This window comes from Streptococcus oralis, from assembly GCF_006175905.1.
GTDB classification, from domain to species: Bacteria; Bacillota; Bacilli; order Lactobacillales; family Streptococcaceae; genus Streptococcus; species Streptococcus oralis_BG.
The window spans coordinates 147681-166329 of sequence record NZ_SSNB01000002.1 but is presented as its reverse complement, the minus strand read 5'-3'; the positions used below and the strand labels follow the sequence as shown (position 1 = coordinate 166329).

Genomic DNA, 18649 nt, shown 5'->3' with positions numbered 1-18649 from the left:
GAGCACACCTTACAGTGCAACTCGTGAAGCGAGATTGAGAGATAGGGGGATTCCCTATAATTGAGGTGGCACCGCGCATAGACGTCCTCACACAAGTTTTTTGTGTGAGGACTTTTTCTATTAGGAGGATGATGATGGAATTTAAACGATGGCATCGCTTGATGATGTAATTTAAAAAGTTAAGATAAAAGAATTAAGGAGAAAGAAAAATGAAAAATAAACGTTTGATTGGAATTATCGTTGGATTAGCAGTATTGGTAGTGGCTAGCTTGATTTATTCATCAATGAACAAGCCAGGAGCTAAGGAAGAGCAAAAGGTTGCTAAGGTTGGTGTCCTTCAGTTTGTTAGTCACCCATCCTTGGACTTGATTTACCAAGGGATTCAAGATGGACTAGCTGAAGAAGGCTATAAGGACGATCAAGTAAAAATCGACTTTATGAACTCTGAAGGAGATCAGAGCAAGGTTGCAACCATGAGTAAACAATTGGTAGCAAATGGAAACGATGTCGTTGTTGGGATTGCAACACCAGCAGCTCAAGGACTTGCAAGTGCTACTAAAGACTTACCAGTTATCATGGCTGCTGTAACAGATCCAATTGGTGCTAATTTGGTTAAAGATTTGAAAAAACCAGGTGGCAACATTACAGGAGTATCAGACCATAACCCAGCAGAACAACAAGTAGAACTCATTAAAGCTTTGACACCTGATGTTAAAACAATCGGAGCCCTCTACTCAAGTAGCGAAGATAACTCAAAATCGCAAGTTGAGGAATTCAAGGCTTATGCTGAAAAAGCAGGCTTGAAAGTCGAAACCTTTGCCGTTCCATCAACCAACGAAATTGCTTCAACTGTTAATGTTATGACCAGCAAGGTCGACGCTATCTGGGTTCCAATTGATAACACCATTGCATCAGCCTTCCCAACAGTTGTATCAAGCAACCAAACAGCTAAAAAACCAATCTACCCAAGCGCAACTGCCATGGTAGAAGCAGGAGGTCTGGCATCTGTAGTAGTTGACCAACACGATCTTGGAGTGGCTACTGGTAAGATGATTGCTAAAGTTTTGAAAGGTGAAAAACCAGCTGATACGCCAGTTAATGTCTTTTCAACTGGTAAGTCAGTGATTAACAAAAAGCTAGCGCAGGAACTTGGTATCACCATTCCTGAGTCCGTTCTAAAAGAAGCAGGGCAAGTGATTGAATAAGGATAAAGGAGGAGTTGGGGACATCTCCTCCCATTTTTACTAAAGAAAGAAATGAGTGAAAGATTATGATAGTATCCATTATTTCTCAGGGGATGGTCTGGGCGATTTTAGGTTTGGGAATCTTTATGACTTTTCGAATTTTGAATTTTCCAGATATGACTACTGAAGGTTCTTTTCCTCTTGGGGGAGCAGTAGCTGTAACCTTGATAACACAGGGAGTCAACCCATTTTTAGCAACCCTTGCCGCAGTAGGAGCGGGCTGTCTAGCTGGAATGGCGACAGGTCTCTTATATACCAAAGGAAAAATCCCAACTCTCTTATCAGGAATTCTGGTCATGACTTCCTGCCATTCCATCATGCTCATGATTATGGGGCGTGCCAATCTGGGGCTTCTTGGAACCAAGCAAATTCAGGATTTCTTGCCTTTCGATTCAGACCTTAACCAACTCCTGACTGGATTAATCTTTGTAGCTCTTGTTATTGGTCTCATGCTCTTTTTCCTTGATACCAAACTAGGTCAGGCCTACATCGCTACAGGTGACAATCCTGATATGGCTCGTAGCTTTGGTATCAATACGGGACGTATGGAACTCATGGGTTTGGTTCTCTCAAATGGGATTATCGCGCTTGCAGGGGCCTTAATTGCTCAACAAGAAGGATACGCGGATGTTTCTCGAGGAATTGGCGTGATTGTCGTAGGGCTTGCTAGCTTGATTATTGGTGAGGTTTTGTTCAAGAGTTTGACCCTGGCAGAGCGACTCATGACCATCGTCGTAGGGTCTATTGCTTATCAATTCCTCGTTTGGGGAGTGATTGCTCTTGGGTTTAATACAAGTTATCTGCGTTTGTATAGCGCCTTAATTTTGGCAGTTTGCCTTATGATTCCAACCTTCAAAAGCAAATACCTGAAAGGAGTCAAGTTTAGCAAATGACAGCAATTGTAGAATTAAAAAATGCTACCAAAGTCATCACGAATGACTTTGATGAGGAAAAAATCATTCTGAATGATGTTTCTCTTGAAATTTTCGAACATGATTTCATTACCATCCTAGGTGGAAATGGAGCTGGGAAGTCAACGCTTTTTAACACTATTGCAGGTACCTTACCTTTAACAAGTGGAAGTATCCGTATCATGGGGGAGAATGTGACGCATTTTTCACCTGAAAAGCGGGCTAAGTACTTGTCTCGCGTCTTTCAGGATCCCAAGATGGGAACAGCCCCTCGTATGACGGTAGCGGAAAATCTCTTGATTGCCAAGTTTCGTGGTGAGAAGAGAGGACTCCTTCCTAGGAGACTTTCAAGCCATAGAGAAGAGTTCCAGACTACCATTGAAAAAGTGGGAAATGGCCTTGAAAAACATCTGGACACTCCTATTGAATTTTTATCAGGTGGACAACGTCAGGCTTTGAGTCTCTTGATGGCTACCTTGAAGCGACCAGAGTTGCTCTTGTTGGATGAACACACAGCAGCACTCGACCCCAAGACCAGCGTGGCTTTGATGGAGTTAACAGATGACTTTGTCAGCAAGGATCATCTAACAGCCTTGATGATTACCCACCATATGGAAGATGCACTGAAGTATGGAAACCGTCTGATTGTCATGAAGGAAGGTCGCATCATCCAAGACCTCAATAAAGAAGAAAAAGCTAAGATGAAAATTTCAGACTACTATCAATTATTTGAATAGATGAGTGAAGTAATCATCAAAAAATAGAGAAGAGAAACTTAGAAGCATTAAAGTGTTTCTGAGTTTTTTATCTCCTCTTTCTATCTAGAAAAATAAGGCAAAGAGAATTACGGAAAGCGTATGAAATGGTTTACTTTTTTTCAGAAATAAGCTATACTAGTTTACGTGAAACTATGATAAGATGGAGGTATTGTGTATGGTTGACAAGCAAGTCATTGAAGAAATCAAAAACAATGCCAACATTGTGGAAGTCATAGGTGATGTGATTTCTTTACAGAAGGCTGGACGGAACTATTTAGGGCTCTGTCCTTTTCATGGTGAAAAGACCCCCTCTTTCAACGTTGTGGAAGACAAGCAGTTTTATCACTGTTTTGGATGTGGGCGTTCAGGAGATGTCTTTAAGTTCATCGAAGAATACCAAGGTGTGTCCTTCATGGAAGCCGTTCAGCTCTTAGGAGAGCGCGTCGGTATTCAACTGGCTACGCCGGTACAGTCTCGTCCTCAACAAACTTCCCCTCATCAAGCTCTATACGATATGCATGAAGAAGCTGCCCGTTTTTACCATGCCATCCTCATGACGACCAAGATGGGAGAAGAAGCAAGGGCTTATCTCTACAAACGCGGATTGACAGATGATGTTCTGAAGCACTTTCAGATTGGACTAGCTCCAGCAGAGAGAACTTATCTCTATCAACGTTTGGCTGACAAGTTTGAGGAAAAGGATTTATTGGATTCTGGCCTGTTTTATCTGTCAGATGGTAATAAATTTTATGATACTTTTTTTGGACGGATCATCTTTCCTTTGACCAATGACAAGGGGCAGGTTATTGCATTTTCAGGTCGTATCTGGCAAGAAACGGACAGTCAGACTGCTAAGTATAAAAATAGTCGCTCAACAGTAATTTTTAACAAGAGTTACGAATTGTATCATTTGGACAAGGCAAAAAAGGGAACAGGTAAGATTACAGAGCTCTATCTGATGGAAGGCTTCATGGATGTGATTGCAGCCTACCGTGCTGGTATAGAAAATGCTGTAGCTTCCATGGGAACAGCCTTAAGCAAGGAGCATGTTGATCACCTCAAACGCTTCACCAAAAAGATAGTTCTCAGCTATGATGGTGACAAGGCAGGACAGGCAGCGACAGCCAAGGCTCTAGACGAGTTAAAAGACTTTTCAGTGGAGGTTGTTCGAATACCTGATGCCATGGACCCAGATGAGTATTTGCAAAAGAATTCTTCTGAAGATCTGGCTTACCTTTTAACCAAGACTCGGATTAGTCCTATTGAGTTCTATATTCACCAGCTCAAGCCTGAAAATAGTGATAACTTACAGGCGCAAATTGAGTTCATTGAAAAGATTGCGCCCCTAATCGCCAAAGAAAAGTCTATCACTGCCCAGAATTCTTATATCCACATTCTGGCGGATAATCTACCTTCTTTTGATTACCAGCAGGTGGAGCAGATTGTAAATGAAAGTCGCATTGTTCAGAGGCAGGAAAGAGTCAAAGAGGAGCAACCTCCAGCAGCGATTAGTATACCTGTAACGCGACAATTGACAGCAGTCATGAGAGCAGAGGCTCATCTCCTTTATAGGATGGCTGAGAATCCAGTTGTGTTAAACGACTACCGATTAAGAGAAGATTTTTTCTTTGATACCCCAGAATTTCAAATTCTTTACGAATTATTAAGTGAGCAGGGAGAAATCGGCTCAGAGGAGCTTTCTCATCAGACACCTGAGGTTGAAAATGCTTGGTACCACGTGCTTAGTCTGGATTTGCCAGCTGAGATGTCGCCTCAAGAGCTAATGGAAGTCGAAGCGACTCGAAACCGTGCTCTCCTCAGCAAGGACAACTTACGAATTAAAAAGAAAGTGCAGGAAGCTAGTCATGTAGGAGATACAGACACAGCCTTGGAAGAATTGCAACGATTGATTTCCCAAAAGAGAAGAATGGAGTAATAATGGCAACAAAACAAAAAGAAGTAACCACATTTGATGTGCAAGTAGCAGACTTTATCCGTAACCACAAAAAAACAGGAACAGCAACAGACGATGAAATCAACTCAAGTCTGGTTATTCCTTTTACCCTTGATGCAGACGGCATTGAAGACCTTTTGCAACGGATTCAGGATGCTGGAATTTCTATCACAGATAACGAAGGAAATCCAAGTGCGCGTGTTCTTAGTGCAGAAGAAGAACCAGAACTCAGTGATGAGGACTTGATTGGCTCAACATCTGCCAAGGTTAATGACCCTGTTCGTATGTATTTGAAGGAAATTGGGGTTGTTCCTCTCTTGACCAACGAAGAAGAAAAAGAATTGGCCCTAGCTGTTGAAGCTGGTGATATCGAAGCCAAACAGCGTCTTGCAGAAGCCAACCTTCGTTTGGTGGTTTCTATCGCTAAGCGCTACGTAGGGCGTGGCATGCAGTTTCTTGACTTGATCCAAGAAGGAAACATGGGCTTGATGAAAGCCGTAGACAAATTTGACTATTCAAAAGGCTTTAAGTTTTCTACTTATGCAACTTGGTGGATTCGTCAGGCGATTACCCGTGCCATCGCTGATCAAGCTCGTACTATTCGTATCCCTGTTCACATGGTGGAAACCATTAACAAGCTTGTCCGTGAACAACGTAATCTCCTTCAAGAATTGGGTCAAGATCCAACTCCCGAACAAATCGCTGAGCGCATGGATATGACACCTGACAAGGTACGTGAAATCTTGAAAATCGCCCAAGAGCCAGTATCTCTTGAAACACCGATTGGTGAAGAGGACGATAGCCATCTTGGGGACTTTATCGAAGACGAAGTGATTGAGAATCCAGTGGACTACACAACTCGTATCGTTTTACGTGAGCAGTTGGATGAAGTCTTGGATACTCTCACAGATCGTGAAGAAAACGTCTTGCGCTTGCGCTTCGGTTTGGACGATGGGAAAATGCGTACTCTTGAAGATGTTGGGAAAGTCTTTAACGTGACTCGTGAGCGTATCCGTCAGATCGAGGCCAAGGCTTTGAGAAAATTGCGCCAACCAAGTCGCAGCAAACCCCTTCGTGATTTTATTGAAGATTAAGAGTGAGGAATAACATGGCTTATACAGAAGAGCAAATTGAAACGATCAAAACACGCATTTTAAATGCTTTGGAAGAAGTCATCGACCCTGAGTTGGGGATTGATATTGTCAACCTAGGTTTGATTTATGAAATTCGTTTTGATGGTGAAACAGGTCACACTGAAATTGATATGACCTTGACAACTATGGGCTGCCCACTGGCTGACCTTTTGACAGACCAGATACATGATGCGATGACAGATGTGCCTGAGGTAACCAATACCGAAGTTAAATTGGTCTGGTATCCAGCTTGGACGGTTGAAAAAATGAGCCGATACGCGCGTATCGCCCTAGGAATTAAATAAAGACTAAAAAAATGAGAGAGACGATTGGAAAATAAGGTAATTTTATCCTTTTTCCTTTGGTCTCTTCTTTCTTTTGCTGATTTTCTGGAAATAAAATGGTATAATGGAAGGTATGGAAAACGAAAAATTGCGTATTAATATGCTGAGTTCAAGTGAAAAAGTAGCTGGTCAAGGAGTGTCAGGAGCTTATCGAGAATTGGTTAGTCTCCTTCACCGTGATGCCAAAGATCAGTTGATTGTTACAGAGAATCTTCCTGTAGAAGCGGATGTAACTCACTTTCATACCATTGATTTCCCCTATTATTTATCTACTTTCCAAAAGAAACGCTCTGGGAGAAAAATTGGCTATGTGCATTTTTTGCCTGATACGCTTGAGGGGAGTTTGAAGATTCCATTTTTCCTAAAAGGAATTGTCAAACGCTATGTTTTTTCCTTTTACAACCGAATGGAACACTTGGTGGTGGTCAATCCCATGTTTATCGAGGATTTAGTGGCTGCTGGTATTCCGCGTGAAAAAGTAACTTATATTCCAAATTTTGTAAACAAAGAAAAATGGCATCCATTACCAGCTGAACAGGTTGCACAACTCCGGAAGGAAATGGATCTTGCGGAAGATCAGTTTGTCGTAATCGGTGCGGGTCAGGTTCAGAAACGTAAAGGAATTGATGATTTTATCCGTCTTGCTGAGGAATTACCAGAAATTACCTTTATCTGGGCAGGTGGTTTTTCATTTGGTGGGATGACAGATGGTTATGAACGCTACAAGAAGATAATGGACAATCCACCTGAAAATCTTATTTTCCCTGGGATTGTGTCACCGGAACGGATGCGGGAACTTTATGCTATGGCGGATCTATTCTTGCTACCAAGTTACAATGAATTATTCCCTATGACTATCTTAGAGGCCGCTAGTTGCGAGGCTCCTATTATGTTAAGAGATTTGGATCTGTATAAGGTTATTCTTGATGGGAATTATCGTGCTACAAGTGATGTTTCCGAGATGAGAGAAGCAATCCTAGAATACAAGAATGACCCTGAAGCCTTAAAGGACTTGAAAGAAAAAGCTCGCGAGATCTCCAAAGAGTACTCTGAGGAGCATTTGTTGGAAATCTGGTTAAAATTTTATCGAGAACAGGCTGCTTTGGGCAAAAAGTGAGGTAATTTATGCGAATTGGTTTATTTACAGATACCTATTTCCCTCAGGTTTCCGGGGTCGCGACTAGTATTCGGACTTTGAAAACTGAGCTTGAAAAGCAGGGGCATGCAGTTTTTATCTTTACAACAACAGATAAAGATGTGAACCGCTACGAGGATTGGCAAATTATTCGCATTCCGAGTGTCCCTTTCTTTGCGTTTAAGGATCGACGATTTGCCTACCGAGGTTTTACAAAGGCGCTTGAAATTGCCAAGCAGTATCAACTCGATATTATTCATACCCAGACAGAATTTTCTCTTGGTTTGTTAGGAATTTGGATTGCGAGAGAATTGAAAATTCCAGTTATTCATACCTACCATACCCAGTATGAAGACTATGTGCATTACATTGCTAAGGGCATGCTAATTCGTCCGAGTATGGTAAAATATTTGGTGCGTGGCTTCCTTCATGATGTAGATGGCGTGATTTGCCCTAGTGAGATTGTTCGTGACCTTTTATCTAAATACAAAGTCAAGGTTGAAAAGCGTGTCATCCCAACTGGAATTGAGCTGGCTAAGTTTGAACGACCTGAGATCAAAGAGGAAAACTTACTAGAGCTTCGTTCGAAGTTAGGTATTCAGGAAGGCGAGAAAATGCTGCTGAGCCTTTCTCGTATCTCCTTTGAGAAGAATATCCAAGCAGTCTTAGTCGCCTTTGCACAGGTTTTGAAAGAAGAAGACAAGGTTAAGCTGGTTGTTGCTGGAGACGGACCTTATCTGGACAGTCTGAAAGAACAAGCAGGGAAATTAAACATACAAAAACATGTGATTTTTACAGGTATGATTGCTCCCAGTGAGACAGCCTTGTACTATAAAGCAGCTGATTTCTTTATTTCAGCCTCTACGAGTGAAACTCAGGGTTTAACCTATCTAGAAAGTCTAGCCAGTGGAACGCCTGTTATTGCTCATGGCAACCCCTATCTTGAAAATCTGATTAATGATAAAATGTTTGGGACCCTCTACTATGGAGAACGAGAGCTTGCAGGAGCTATCCTTGAAGCATTGATTGCTACTCCTGATATGTCTGAACAAAAGTTGGCGGATAAGTTGTACGAGATTTCGGCTGAAAATTTTGGGAAACGAGTTCATGAGTTTTACCTTGATGCCATTATCTCAAATAACTTTGAACATGAGCTACATGATGGACAACCTGTCACTCAGCGCTTCTTAAAAACGATTCTCTATCTACCTCAACAGGCTGTCACAAGCCCAGTAAAAGAATCCAAGCGTATTTTAAGAGCGTCTCGAAAACAATTGTCTAGCATCAGAGATTATTGGAGAGACGAATTCAAATAATAGAATAAGAGGAAGAAAAAATGAAAAAATTAATGAGAAGCGGGAAAGATCAAAAAATTGGTGGAGTATGCGCAGGAGTTGCTCATTATTTTGATATTGATCCAACAATTGTTCGTGTCATTTGGGCTGTTCTTGCATTTTGTTATGGGACAGGAGTCCTTGCTTATATCATTTTATGGTTGATTGCACCAGTTTCAACAGAATATTAAATTAGAATTATATAGAAAAAGGAGAAGTTATGGCTTTTGGAGATAACGGAAAACGTAAAAAAACTTTGTTTGAAAAGGTGACGCTTGTTGTCGTGCTCATCATGTTGTTTGTAACCCTTGCTGGTATCTTTGCAACTGCGCTTGGAGCTTTTAGTAGATTCTAAGCAAGCTACGAGGATAGAAACAATAACTAATGACTGGGTTCTCCCCAGCCTTTTTAAAGTGAGAAGAAAATATGAGTATGTTTTTAGATACAGCCAAGATTAAGGTCAAGGCTGGTAATGGTGGCGACGGCATGGTTGCCTTTCGCCGTGAAAAATATGTCCCTAATGGCGGTCCTTGGGGTGGTGATGGTGGACGTGGAGGTAACGTTGTTTTCGTGGTAGACGAAGGCTTACGTACCTTGATGGATTTCCGCTATAACCGTCATTTCAAGGCTGATTCCGGTGAAAAAGGAATGACCAAAGGAATGCACGGACGTGGTGCAGAAGATCTTCGTGTTCGCGTGCCACAGGGGACTACTGTACGTGATGCGGAAACAGGTAAAGTCATTACAGACTTGATTGAACATGGTCAAGAATTTATCGTGGCTCATGGCGGTCGTGGAGGTCGTGGAAATATCCGCTTTGCCACTCCAAAAAATCCTGCACCTGAAATCTCTGAGAATGGAGAACCAGGTCAAGAACGTGAGTTGCAACTGGAATTGAAGATCCTAGCGGATGTTGGCTTGGTCGGTTTCCCATCTGTTGGAAAGTCAACTTTGCTTAGTGTCATCACTTCAGCTAAACCTAAAATCGGTGCTTACCACTTTACGACCATTGTCCCTAATTTAGGTATGGTTCGTACGCAGTCAGGTGAATCTTTTGCTGTAGCAGACCTTCCAGGTTTGATTGAAGGGGCCAGTCAAGGTGTTGGTCTTGGAACCCAGTTTCTCCGTCATATTGAACGTACACGAGTTATCCTCCATGTCATCGATATGTCAGCTAGCGAAGGACGTGATCCTTATGAGGATTACCTTGCTATCAATAAGGAATTGGAATCCTATAACCTTCGTCTCATGGAACGTCCGCAGATCATCGTAGCCAATAAGATGGACATGCCTGAAAGTCAGGAAAATCTTAAAACTTTCAAGGAAAAGTTGGCAGCAAACTACGACGAGTTTGAGGAACTTCCAGCTATTTTCCCTATTTCTGGATTGACCAAGCAAGGGTTGGCGACTCTTTTGGACGCGACAGCCGAGTTGTTAGACAAGACTCCAGAATTCCCAATCTATGATGAATCCGATATGGAAGAAGAGGCTTACTATGGCTTTGACGAGGAAGAAAAAGCCTTTGAGATTAGTCGTGATGATGATGCGACATGGGTACTTTCTGGTGAAAAACTCATGAAACTCTTTAACATGACCAACTTTGACCGTGACGAATCGGTTATGAAGTTTGCCCGTCAGCTTCGTGGTATGGGAGTTGACGAAGCCCTTCGTTCGCGTGGAGCCAAGGATGGAGACTTGGTCCGAATCGGTAAATTTGAGTTTGAATTTGTAGACTAGGAGATTGATATGGGAGATAAACCAATATCATTCCGAGATGCAGATGGAAATTTTGTTTCTGCAGCAGATGTATGGAATGAAAATAAACTAGAAGAATTGTTTAATCGTCTCAATCCTAAACGTGCTCTTCGATTGGCACGTACAAAGAAAGAAGAAACACAGTCAAAGAAATAAAAAATTCCCGTGATCTTTTGATCACGGGATTTGTTTTATTCACTAAAGAAAAATGGTGGTGCATATTTTTTTAGACTTTCAAAACAAGCCTGCGCTTTTGTAGCATCTTCACAGATAATCATGCACACATCGTCTCCACAAAGGGTTGCAACGATATCTGGAAAGGCAAAGGAATCAATTACAGATCCAAATGATTGGGCTAAACCGGGTAAAGTTTTCAAAATAACTTGGTGTTGCACAGGACGCAACATAACAAGAGCATCTTCCATATAGTTTTCAAGACGTTTTTCCCACTTGGAGATAGATCCTGTATTTAGCACATAGTAAGAATTATCCTCTTCGCGCACTTTTGAAAGGTTCATGGTTTTGATATCGCGTGATAAGGTAGCCTGAGTAACTTGAATATCATTTTCCGCTAATAAGGCTTGTAATTCAGCTTGAGTGTGGATTTTGTTTTTTGAAACAAGGGCGCGGATAAGTTGGTGTCTGTGTTCTGATTTGTTCATAAAGTAAGTACTCCTTTTACAAGGTACAGTAGCGTGGACTGAACGAAAATGTCAGTCGGGTGGTAGGCGGTATTGTCACGTATGATGATTTCACAGTCAGTAGGATAAAGAACTAGATGGAGAGATTCTCCTTCTTTTAACTTGTCACTAGTTGCGTGCAGATAAACTGGGTAACAATCCGTTCATCTACATTGATGTTCTTTAATGACAGTGAATCATTCAATTTGGGTAGCTTTTTGTCACGGCGTTTTGTGAATTTACTCTAAATGTAATTCACAGAGATTTCCAACATGTGGTCTGGTAGCGTGTATGATAAATGGTTACACATGTTGGTTAGAGGGAGTATCTTTTGTCCAAGTTCCGTCTAGGGGCTTCTAAAATGCTTTCAGATGAACTGGATTTGATACAAAGTTTATGTTTGATTCGACTGTTCAAGTGGAAAACTTTGGTTATAGGAAGTTCAATGGTCAAATTCATTGACTTTTCCTTTGAATCCTTCCATATTGAAAGTCTGGTAGATTATACCTTTTGACAAGGTAGGATAAGACTAGACTGTGCTAAATCAACAGTCAATTGATAGTCTGTATTATCTCGAATTGTAATCTCAAAGTCTGTTGTGTAGAGAACCAAACGGAGAGTATCTCCTTCTTTAAGTTTGTAGATAGTTGGTTGAAGCTCTAGCTTGAAGTCCATCCATTCATTTGGTTGGATTTCTTCAATCGTCAAGAGATTGGTTCGATTTTGAAGATTAAGGTAGCCTTTGGTGATGACACGTTGGGCACTTGGGTTGAATGTTAGTTCACAGAGATTTTCTAACATGTGGTAACGACCATTATCAATGGTTCTAGCACTTAAGACGGCTGGATAAGGCTGTAGATATTTCTTTTGTCCAAGTTCTAGCAGTTGGGCTGATAATAAGCCCTTGTTTGTACTTGATTTGACACGAAGTTTTAGCTCTACTCGCCCATTTAAGTGAAGGTCTTGACTTACTGGAAGGTCAATGGTGATCTGATTGGCTTTTCCTTGGTAAAGTTCAGTGTTGAAGGTCTGGTAAGTCTTTCCATAACGATCAAAATCTTTTTGATCATACTGGTTTTGAATCACTTTTTCTTCAGTTCCAAGTGAGAAGGTATGCAGTTCATCCTGCTTGCCAAAGTTATCAAGATCTTGCCATCTTTGCGGTGCGATATTGTCCTGCCAGATGACAGTCGGAAGTTGATAGCCTGAGTCAAGTCCTAACAATTTCTTACTTAACAAGGCATTCATGGACTCGCGGAAGTCGATCGACTGCCAATTGTTCATATAGACATGGGCACCATGATGGAAAAAGAGGTGCTTATTGATATGGCTAGGAAGGGCATGAAACATCTGGTAAACATGAAGAGGTTTGACATTCCAATCCTGGGAACCATGCGTAAAAACGACCTCAGCTTGAACCTTGTGAGCATTGAGCAGATAGTTGCGGTCATGCCAAAACTGATTGTAGTCACCAGTCTTGCGATCGAGTTTCTCTTTAACCTTTTCTAAGTCTGCTTGATGAGCTTCATTGCCACGGATATAGTCACCAGCTTGGAGGTTGCGAGAGTAGGTCAATTCAGCAAGTGAGTCAAAATCCTCACCCGGGTAACCACCAGGGCTAGTCACTAGACCATTTTCCCGATAGTAGTTGTACCAAGAGGAAATACCTGCTTCCGCGATGATGACTTCTAAGCCATCAACACCAGTGGTGGCGAGACCATTGGACATGGTACCTAGATAGGAAATACCTGTTGTTGCGACTTTCCCGTTTGACCAGTCAGCTTTGACTTGGCGTTTGCGCGTGTGGTCCGTGAAAGCACGGCAACGACCATTGAGCCAATCAATGACATTTTTATATGCCTCAATCTGCTGGTAGTCCCCATTGGTCATGAGCCCTTGGGAATCTTTGGTTCCAACACCCGATACATAGAGATTGGCAAATCCACGTGGGAGGAAGTAGTCATTTAGAGTATATGAGCTATTGATATGAGATAGCTTTTCTTCAGCTTCTGAGACGACTTCTGCTTGACCATGAGGTTCAACTAAATTCAGCTTAGGTTCCTCAAGTTCAATGGTGTGGGGCAGTTTGACCTCAAGCTCCCCTTCCATTTTGTAGAGAGCCTTGTCACTGGCTTTGTCGTTGGTCCCTTGGTGATAAGGGCTGGCAGTCATAAGAGCAGGTACTTGACCATCATAACGCGGGCGAATAATGCTGACCTTGACTAAGTCAGGGAGACCGTCGTTATCAGTATCCACACGACTCTCGACATACACGACTTCACGAATGACATCATGAGTAGTGAAGGTTGCCAAGCTCTTACCGTTAAAGTAGTGGTAGTGATTATCTTCTGAAATGAGTCCATCACTAACAAGCTGATCAATGAGCGTATTTCCTTTTTTCGTTCGCGTATTGAGCAATTGATAAAGATTTTCAATGAGATCTCCATAAACAATAGGAAAACCAGTTTCTTTACGAAACTGTTCGGCATCCTCAAAGTCAACCAGATAGCTAAATCCTAAAAGTTGAAAAACTACTGTGTAGAAAATCTCCGCAGTTAACTCACGGTCTGATTGGAAAAAAGTTACTAAATCTGTTTCTTTATCCGCAGCCAAAGTCGACAAGGCATAATCCGTGTCAGAATAAGTGAAAAAACTCCAACGAATGAAGTCTTCGAACTGCCTTTTTATAGGCAGTTTAGATGATAGCTTTAAGCCAAGACTCTCTAATTCATCTAATAGTTGAGAACGAGGAGTGGGCAAGTAGCTGAATTGATTAAAACGCATGGCGCTCTCCTTTGAAGTGATAAATTTATTATATCAAAAAAAGAGGAAAAATGGAATAAATAAACTCAAATGAAATAAATTTTAAAAACAGGAATGGACTTTAAACAAGTTATTATAAAATGTTGAATAAATTGTTTGAATAAAAGTTAATTTAGAGATATTTATATGTAAATTTGCATATAGAATGTCGTTTCAATATTCGTCACTTAGTATAAAAATGTCTAAAATTACCATCAAAAATATTATAAGATATAGATATTTTATTCTTCCCAATTCTCTTTTTCGAGAAAAATAAAGGAGTAAAGTTGAAAAGAACTCAAAGAGGTTTTGAAAGAAAGTGTCTGAGTCAGTTCATTATGGAACTTAAAATGGTATAATAGTAGTAAAACGAAAGCAAGGAGGAGAAGAAATGATTGCACAGCTCGACACCAAGACTGTTTATAGTTTTATGGAAAGTGTAGTTTCGATTGAAAAATATGTACAAATGGCTAAAGAATACGGCTATTCTCACCTTGCTATCATGGATGTGGATAATCTCTATGGAGCCTATCATTTTCTAGAAGCAACTCGTAAGCATGGCATTCAACCTTTAATTGGTTTAGAAATGACCTTGCTCAAAGATGAGGAGAATCTCTCTCTACGTTTTCTAGCCCTATCCACTAAAGGTTATCAAGAGTTGATGAAGTTATCCACTTTAAAAATGACTGGACGGAAAAAATGGTCTGACTTCACCTCCCACCTCGAAGATGTGGCCATTATTGTTCCCTATTTTAATGGGGTCGAACAGCTGGATTTGGGGCATGATTATTTTATCGGTGTCAGTCCAGATACTCCTCAAGAAGTCTTTACTAGACCCATTCTTCCACTCTATCAGGTCAACTCTTTTGAAAAAGAAGATATTCAAGTTTTACAAATCTTGTCAGCAGTCAAGGATAATGTCAGTCTGAGAGAAGTGGATTTGCATTCACAACAAGGAATCTTTCTACCTGCCTCAGACTTGGAAACACGGTTTAAAAATCGCTTCCCTCAGGCGCTTGCCAATCTCCAAGGTCTGATAGAGAATGTAAACTATCAAATCGACCCAAGTTTAAAACTCCCTCGCTTTAATCCTGAAAGACCTGCTGTAGAAGAACTTAGAGAGAGGGCCGAGCAAGGCTTGATAGCCAAGGGGTTAACCTCAGTTCTTTATCAAAAGCGACTGAATGAAGAGTTGGCTGTTATTCATGATATGGGCTTTGATGACTATTTCCTAGTTGTTTGGGATTTGTTGCGTTTTGGACGTTCCCAAGGTTACTATATGGGAATGGGGCGTGGTTCTGCTGTTGGCAGTCTAGTAGCTTATTCACTTGATATCACAGGGATTGATCCGGTTGAAAAGAACTTGATTTTCGAGCGCTTTTTAAATCGTGAGCGCTACACCATGCCTGATATCGATATCGACATTCCTGATCTCTATAGGCCAGAGTTCATTCGCTATGTTCGTGATCGCTATGGTAGTCAACATGTGGCGCAGATTGTCACTTATTCGACCTTTGGAGCAAAACAGGCAATTCGTGATGTTTTCAAACGCTATGGTGTTCCAGAGTATGAATTAACCAATATTACGAAAAAAATCAGTTTTCGAGATACGCTAACAACGGCTTATGAAAAGAATTTGCAATTTAGGCAGGTCATCAATAGCAAGATTGAATACCAAAAAGCTTTTGAGATTGCTCGAAAGATTGAAGGTTATCCTCGTCAAACCTCTATCCATGCGGCCGGAGTCGTTATGAGTGACCAAGACTTGACGGATTACATTCCTCTAAAATATGGTGAGGATATGCTCATCACCCAGTATGATGCTCATGGTGTTGAAGCCAATGGACTTCTAAAAATGGATTTCCTAGGTCTGCGTAACCTAACTTTTGTCCAAAAAATGCAGGAATTATTGGCTGAGTCAGAGGGTATTCATCTAAAAATCGAAGAAATTGATCTGGAAGACAAAGAAACCTTGGCTCTCTTTGCCGCTGGAAATACGAAAGGCATTTTTCAATTTGAACAACCAGGAGCCATTCGACTCTTGAAACGAGTCAAGCCGCAAGTCTTCGAAGAAGTGGTAGCAACGACCTCTCTAAACAGACCTGGTGCTAGCGATTATATTGACAATTTTGTGACTCGGAAGCATGGTAATGAAAAGGTGACGGTACTAGATCCTGCCTTGGAGGACATTCTGTCATCAACCTACGGTATCATGCTCTATCAAGAGCAAGTCATGCAAGTTGCTCAGCGTTTTGGAGGCTTCAGTCTTGGTAAAGCTGACATTCTCAGACGGGCCATGGGTAAGAAAAATGCTAAAGAGATGCATTTGATGAAGGAAGATTTTATCACAGGAGCTATGAAACTTGGGCATACAGAAGAAAAAGCCAATCAAGTTTTTGCAGTGATGGAAAAATTTGCGGGCTATGGATTTAACCGATCCCACGCCTATGCCTACTCAGCACTAGCATTCCAACTTGCTTATTTTAAAACCCATTATCCTGCTATTTTCTTCCAAGTCATGTTGAATTATTCAAGCAGTGATTACATTTTAGATGCATTGCAGATGGGCTTTGAAGTAGCTCCCTTAGCAATCAACAGCATTCCCTATCATGATAAAATTGCTCAGAAGAAAATCTATCTTGGTTTGAAAGCTATTAAGGGAATGCCAAGAGATTTGTCTTACTGGATTATTGAAAATCGTCCTTTCTCAAGCATTGAAGATTTCGTCACACGTCTTCCCAAGAATTACAAGAAACTGTCGCTTTTGACTTCTTTGGTTGAACTAGGGCTTTTTGATGAATTTGATAAGAACCGTCAGAAAATCTTAGTCAACCTACCAAACTTATTTGTCTTTGTTGAGGAGTTGGGAGGTCTCTTTGCGGATACAAATTATAGTTGGACTGAAGCTGATGATTTTACGGAAGCAGAGAAATTTTACAAAGAGCAGGAACTGATTGGGGTAGGTATCAGTCCCCATCCTCTCCAAACTCTTGCCAAACAAGCTCTATATCCGACCACGCAAATTACTAATCTAACCGAGGGAGCTCAAGCCACTCTCCTAGTTGAAATTCAAAAGATTAAAGTGATTCGAACCAAGAAAGGCGAGAGTATGGCCTTTCTACAGGTTCATGATAGTAAGTCTCGGATGGATGTAACTGTATTTTCAGACCAATATAGAAAATTTGCTTCCATTTTATCCGAAGGGAAATTTTACTACATCAATGGCAAAGTTCAATCTCGAGATGGTCGTCTGCAAATGATTGCACAAGATTTGAAAGAAGCAGTAGCGGAACGATTCTGGATTCAAGTTAAAAATCATAAATACGATAAAGAAATTTCAAATATCCTAGAACAATACAAAGGCCCAATCCCTGTCATTATCAGGTATGTTGAGGAAGAGAAAACAATTGTTTCCTCCCAACATTTTGTAAGAAAAGATTCTGCTCTAGAGGAAAAATTAGAGGGAATTGCTATGAAAACGATTTATCGCTAAAAATACGGAAAATAGAAGAATTTTCGATTTAAATGTGGTATAATCAGTAAGAATGTTAAAAGAAAAAGGAGCATAACCAAATGAAACGTATTGCTGTTTTGACCAGTGGTGGAGACGCCCCTGGTATGAATGCTGCCATCCGTGCGGTAGTTCGTCAAGCAATCTCAGAAGGAATGGAAGTATTTGGTATCTACGATGGATACGCTGGTATGGTTGCTGGTGAAATTTATCCACTTGATGCTGCTTCAGTAGGAGACATCATTTCACGTGGTGGTACTTTCCTTCACTCTGCTCGTTACCCTGAGTTTGCACAACTTGAAGGCCAACTTAAAGGGATTGAGCAATTGAAAAAACACGGTATCGAAGGTGTCGTAGTTATCGGTGGTGACGGTTCTTATCATGGTGCTATGCGCTTAACTGAGCATGGATTCCCTGCTATTGGACTTCCTGGAACAATCGATAACGATATCGTAGGTACTGACTTTACAATCGGATTTGACACAGCAGTAACAACTGCTATGGATGCAATCGATAAGATTCGTGATACATCATCAAGTCACCGTCGTACTTTCGTCGTTGAAGTAATGGGACGTAACGCAGGTGATATCGCTCTTTGGGCAGGTATTGCAACTGGTGCTGATGAAATCATTATCCCTGAAGAAGGCTTCAAGATGGAAGATATCGTAGCTAGTATCAAAGCTGGTTATGAATGCGGTAAAAAACATAATATCATCGTCTTAGCTGAAGGTGTCATGTCAGCAGCTGAATTTGGTCAAAAGCTGAAAGAAGCAGGAGACACAAGTGATCTTCGTGTCACAGAACTCGGTCATATCCAACGTGGTGGATCACCAACTGCTCGTGACCGTGTTTTGGCATCACGCATGGGAGCACACGCTGTTAAACTTCTTAAACAAGGAATCGGTGGTGTCGCTGTCGGTATTCGTAACGAGAAAATGGTTGAAAATCCAATTCTTGGAACAGCAGAAGAGGGAGCTTTGTTTAGCTTGACTGAAGACGGTAAGATTGTTGTTAACAATCCTCATAAAGCTGACATTGAACTTTCTGATTTGAACAAGAGCTTGTCTTAATCAACTTTAACTAATCTG

General features: G+C 41.1%; 16 protein-coding genes and 1 other annotated feature (1 of these 17 running past the window's edge). Of the genes, 14 read left to right on the top strand and 2 right to left on the bottom strand.

All coding sequences use genetic code 11. The annotated features are described in order from the left end of the window. Positions 1 to 92: a binding site (T-box leader), on the top strand; it begins 124 nt to the left of the window's first position. A gap of 117 nt (positions 93 to 209) precedes the next feature. From trpX to E7Y33_RS09465, 12 genes are all read left to right on the top strand, one after another. Next, positions 210 to 1205, top strand: a complete 996-nt coding sequence (trpX, locus tag E7Y33_RS05320; RefSeq protein WP_139689856.1) for a tryptophan ABC transporter substrate-binding protein — start codon at positions 210 to 212, stop codon at positions 1203 to 1205. Between the two features lie 65 nt (positions 1206 to 1270). After that, a complete protein-coding gene (locus E7Y33_RS05315; protein ID WP_070568760.1) occupies positions 1271 to 2137 on the top strand; it encodes an ABC transporter permease in 867 nt (288 codons plus the stop codon). Beyond that, positions 2134 to 2892, top strand: a complete 759-nt coding sequence (locus E7Y33_RS05310; RefSeq protein WP_139689855.1) for an ABC transporter ATP-binding protein — start codon at positions 2134 to 2136, stop codon at positions 2890 to 2892. The genes E7Y33_RS05315 and E7Y33_RS05310 overlap by 4 nt, the downstream gene beginning before the upstream one ends. A 196-nt stretch (positions 2893 to 3088) precedes the next feature. Further along, positions 3089 to 4849, top strand: coding sequence for a DNA primase (dnaG, locus tag E7Y33_RS05305; protein ID WP_139689854.1), 1761 nt, complete (start codon positions 3089 to 3091; stop codon positions 4847 to 4849). 2 nt (positions 4850 to 4851) lie between these two features. Next, a complete protein-coding gene (gene rpoD, locus E7Y33_RS05300; RefSeq protein ID WP_000201892.1) occupies positions 4852 to 5961 on the top strand; it encodes an RNA polymerase sigma factor RpoD in 1110 nt (369 codons plus the stop codon). Positions 5962 to 5975: 14 nt separating this feature from the next. Beyond that, positions 5976 to 6305 (top strand): metal-sulfur cluster assembly factor, encoded by a 330-nt coding sequence (locus E7Y33_RS05295; protein ID WP_000331930.1) that lies wholly within the window; start codon positions 5976 to 5978, stop codon positions 6303 to 6305. 112 nt (positions 6306 to 6417) lie between these two features. Continuing rightward, positions 6418 to 7461 carry a glycosyltransferase family 4 protein gene (locus tag E7Y33_RS05290; protein ID WP_061852638.1) on the top strand — a complete coding sequence of 348 codons (1044 nt, stop codon included), beginning with the start codon at positions 6418 to 6420 and terminating at the stop codon, positions 7459 to 7461. A gap of 8 nt (positions 7462 to 7469) precedes the next feature. After that, a complete protein-coding gene (locus E7Y33_RS05285) occupies positions 7470 to 8795 on the top strand; it encodes a glycosyltransferase family 4 protein (RefSeq protein ID WP_001219455.1) in 1326 nt (441 codons plus the stop codon). Between the two features lie 20 nt (positions 8796 to 8815). Beyond that, complete coding sequence (locus tag E7Y33_RS05280; protein WP_000735790.1) at positions 8816 to 9004, top strand: PspC domain-containing protein; 189 nt, start codon at positions 8816 to 8818, stop codon at positions 9002 to 9004. Between the two features lie 29 nt (positions 9005 to 9033). Continuing rightward, positions 9034 to 9168: a DUF4044 domain-containing protein gene (locus tag E7Y33_RS05275; protein ID WP_000863851.1), complete on the top strand. Its 135-nt coding sequence runs from the start codon at positions 9034 to 9036 to the stop codon at positions 9166 to 9168. A 71-nt stretch (positions 9169 to 9239) separates the two neighbouring features. Further along, positions 9240 to 10550: a GTPase ObgE gene (gene obgE, locus E7Y33_RS05270; protein ID WP_139689853.1), complete on the top strand. Its 1311-nt coding sequence runs from the start codon at positions 9240 to 9242 to the stop codon at positions 10548 to 10550. Positions 10551 to 10559: 9 nt separating this feature from the next. After that, positions 10560 to 10724 (top strand): hypothetical protein, encoded by a 165-nt coding sequence (locus tag E7Y33_RS09465; RefSeq protein ID WP_125413210.1) that lies wholly within the window; start codon positions 10560 to 10562, stop codon positions 10722 to 10724. A gap of 35 nt (positions 10725 to 10759) precedes the next feature. On the opposite strand, the gene E7Y33_RS05260 is transcribed toward E7Y33_RS09465, so the two are convergent. Continuing rightward, positions 10760 to 11230 (bottom strand): arginine repressor, encoded by a 471-nt coding sequence (locus E7Y33_RS05260; protein WP_139689852.1) that lies wholly within the window; start codon positions 11228 to 11230, stop codon positions 10760 to 10762. 519 nt (positions 11231 to 11749) lie between these two features. After that, positions 11750 to 14032 (bottom strand): Xaa-Pro dipeptidyl-peptidase, encoded by a 2283-nt coding sequence (locus E7Y33_RS05255; RefSeq protein ID WP_139689851.1) that lies wholly within the window; start codon positions 14030 to 14032, stop codon positions 11750 to 11752. 409 nt (positions 14033 to 14441) lie between these two features. Between E7Y33_RS05255 and E7Y33_RS05250 the strand changes: the two genes are divergently transcribed. Continuing rightward, the gene (locus E7Y33_RS05250; protein WP_139689850.1) at positions 14442 to 17543 is read left to right on the top strand and encodes a DNA polymerase III subunit alpha; all 3102 of its coding nucleotides are present in this window, start codon (positions 14442 to 14444) and stop codon (positions 17541 to 17543) included. Positions 17544 to 17623: 80 nt separating this feature from the next. Further along, complete coding sequence (gene pfkA / locus E7Y33_RS05245; RefSeq protein WP_139689849.1) at positions 17624 to 18631, top strand: 6-phosphofructokinase; 1008 nt, start codon at positions 17624 to 17626, stop codon at positions 18629 to 18631. Positions 18632 to 18649: the final 18 nt, after the last annotated feature.

Bases quoted from the DNA above. Each gene is read 5' to 3' on its own strand.
- pfkA (WP_139689849.1), top strand. From the start codon at position 17,624: ATGAAACGTATTGCTGTTTTGACCAGTGGTGGAGACGCCCCTGGTATG.
- E7Y33_RS05280 (WP_000735790.1), top strand. From the start codon at position 8,816: ATGAAAAAATTAATGAGAAGCGGGAAAGATCAAAAAATTGGTGGAGTA.
- E7Y33_RS09465 (WP_125413210.1), top strand. From the start codon at position 10,560: ATGGGAGATAAACCAATATCATTCCGAGATGCAGATGGAAATTTTGTT.
- E7Y33_RS05260 (WP_139689852.1), bottom strand. From the start codon at position 11,230: ATGAACAAATCAGAACACAGACACCAACTTATCCGCGCCCTTGTTTCA.
- dnaG (WP_139689854.1), top strand. From the start codon at position 3,089: ATGGTTGACAAGCAAGTCATTGAAGAAATCAAAAACAATGCCAACATT.
- trpX (WP_139689856.1), top strand. From the start codon at position 210: ATGAAAAATAAACGTTTGATTGGAATTATCGTTGGATTAGCAGTATTG.
- E7Y33_RS05255 (WP_139689851.1), bottom strand. From the start codon at position 14,032: ATGCGTTTTAATCAATTCAGCTACTTGCCCACTCCTCGTTCTCAACTA.
- E7Y33_RS05315 (WP_070568760.1), top strand. From the start codon at position 1,271: ATGATAGTATCCATTATTTCTCAGGGGATGGTCTGGGCGATTTTAGGT.
- E7Y33_RS05275 (WP_000863851.1), top strand. From the start codon at position 9,034: ATGGCTTTTGGAGATAACGGAAAACGTAAAAAAACTTTGTTTGAAAAG.
- rpoD (WP_000201892.1), top strand. From the start codon at position 4,852: ATGGCAACAAAACAAAAAGAAGTAACCACATTTGATGTGCAAGTAGCA.
- obgE (WP_139689853.1), top strand. From the start codon at position 9,240: ATGAGTATGTTTTTAGATACAGCCAAGATTAAGGTCAAGGCTGGTAAT.
- E7Y33_RS05285 (WP_001219455.1), top strand. From the start codon at position 7,470: ATGCGAATTGGTTTATTTACAGATACCTATTTCCCTCAGGTTTCCGGG.
- E7Y33_RS05290 (WP_061852638.1), top strand. From the start codon at position 6,418: ATGGAAAACGAAAAATTGCGTATTAATATGCTGAGTTCAAGTGAAAAA.
- E7Y33_RS05250 (WP_139689850.1), top strand. From the start codon at position 14,442: ATGATTGCACAGCTCGACACCAAGACTGTTTATAGTTTTATGGAAAGT.
- E7Y33_RS05295 (WP_000331930.1), top strand. From the start codon at position 5,976: ATGGCTTATACAGAAGAGCAAATTGAAACGATCAAAACACGCATTTTA.
- E7Y33_RS05310 (WP_139689855.1), top strand. From the start codon at position 2,134: ATGACAGCAATTGTAGAATTAAAAAATGCTACCAAAGTCATCACGAAT.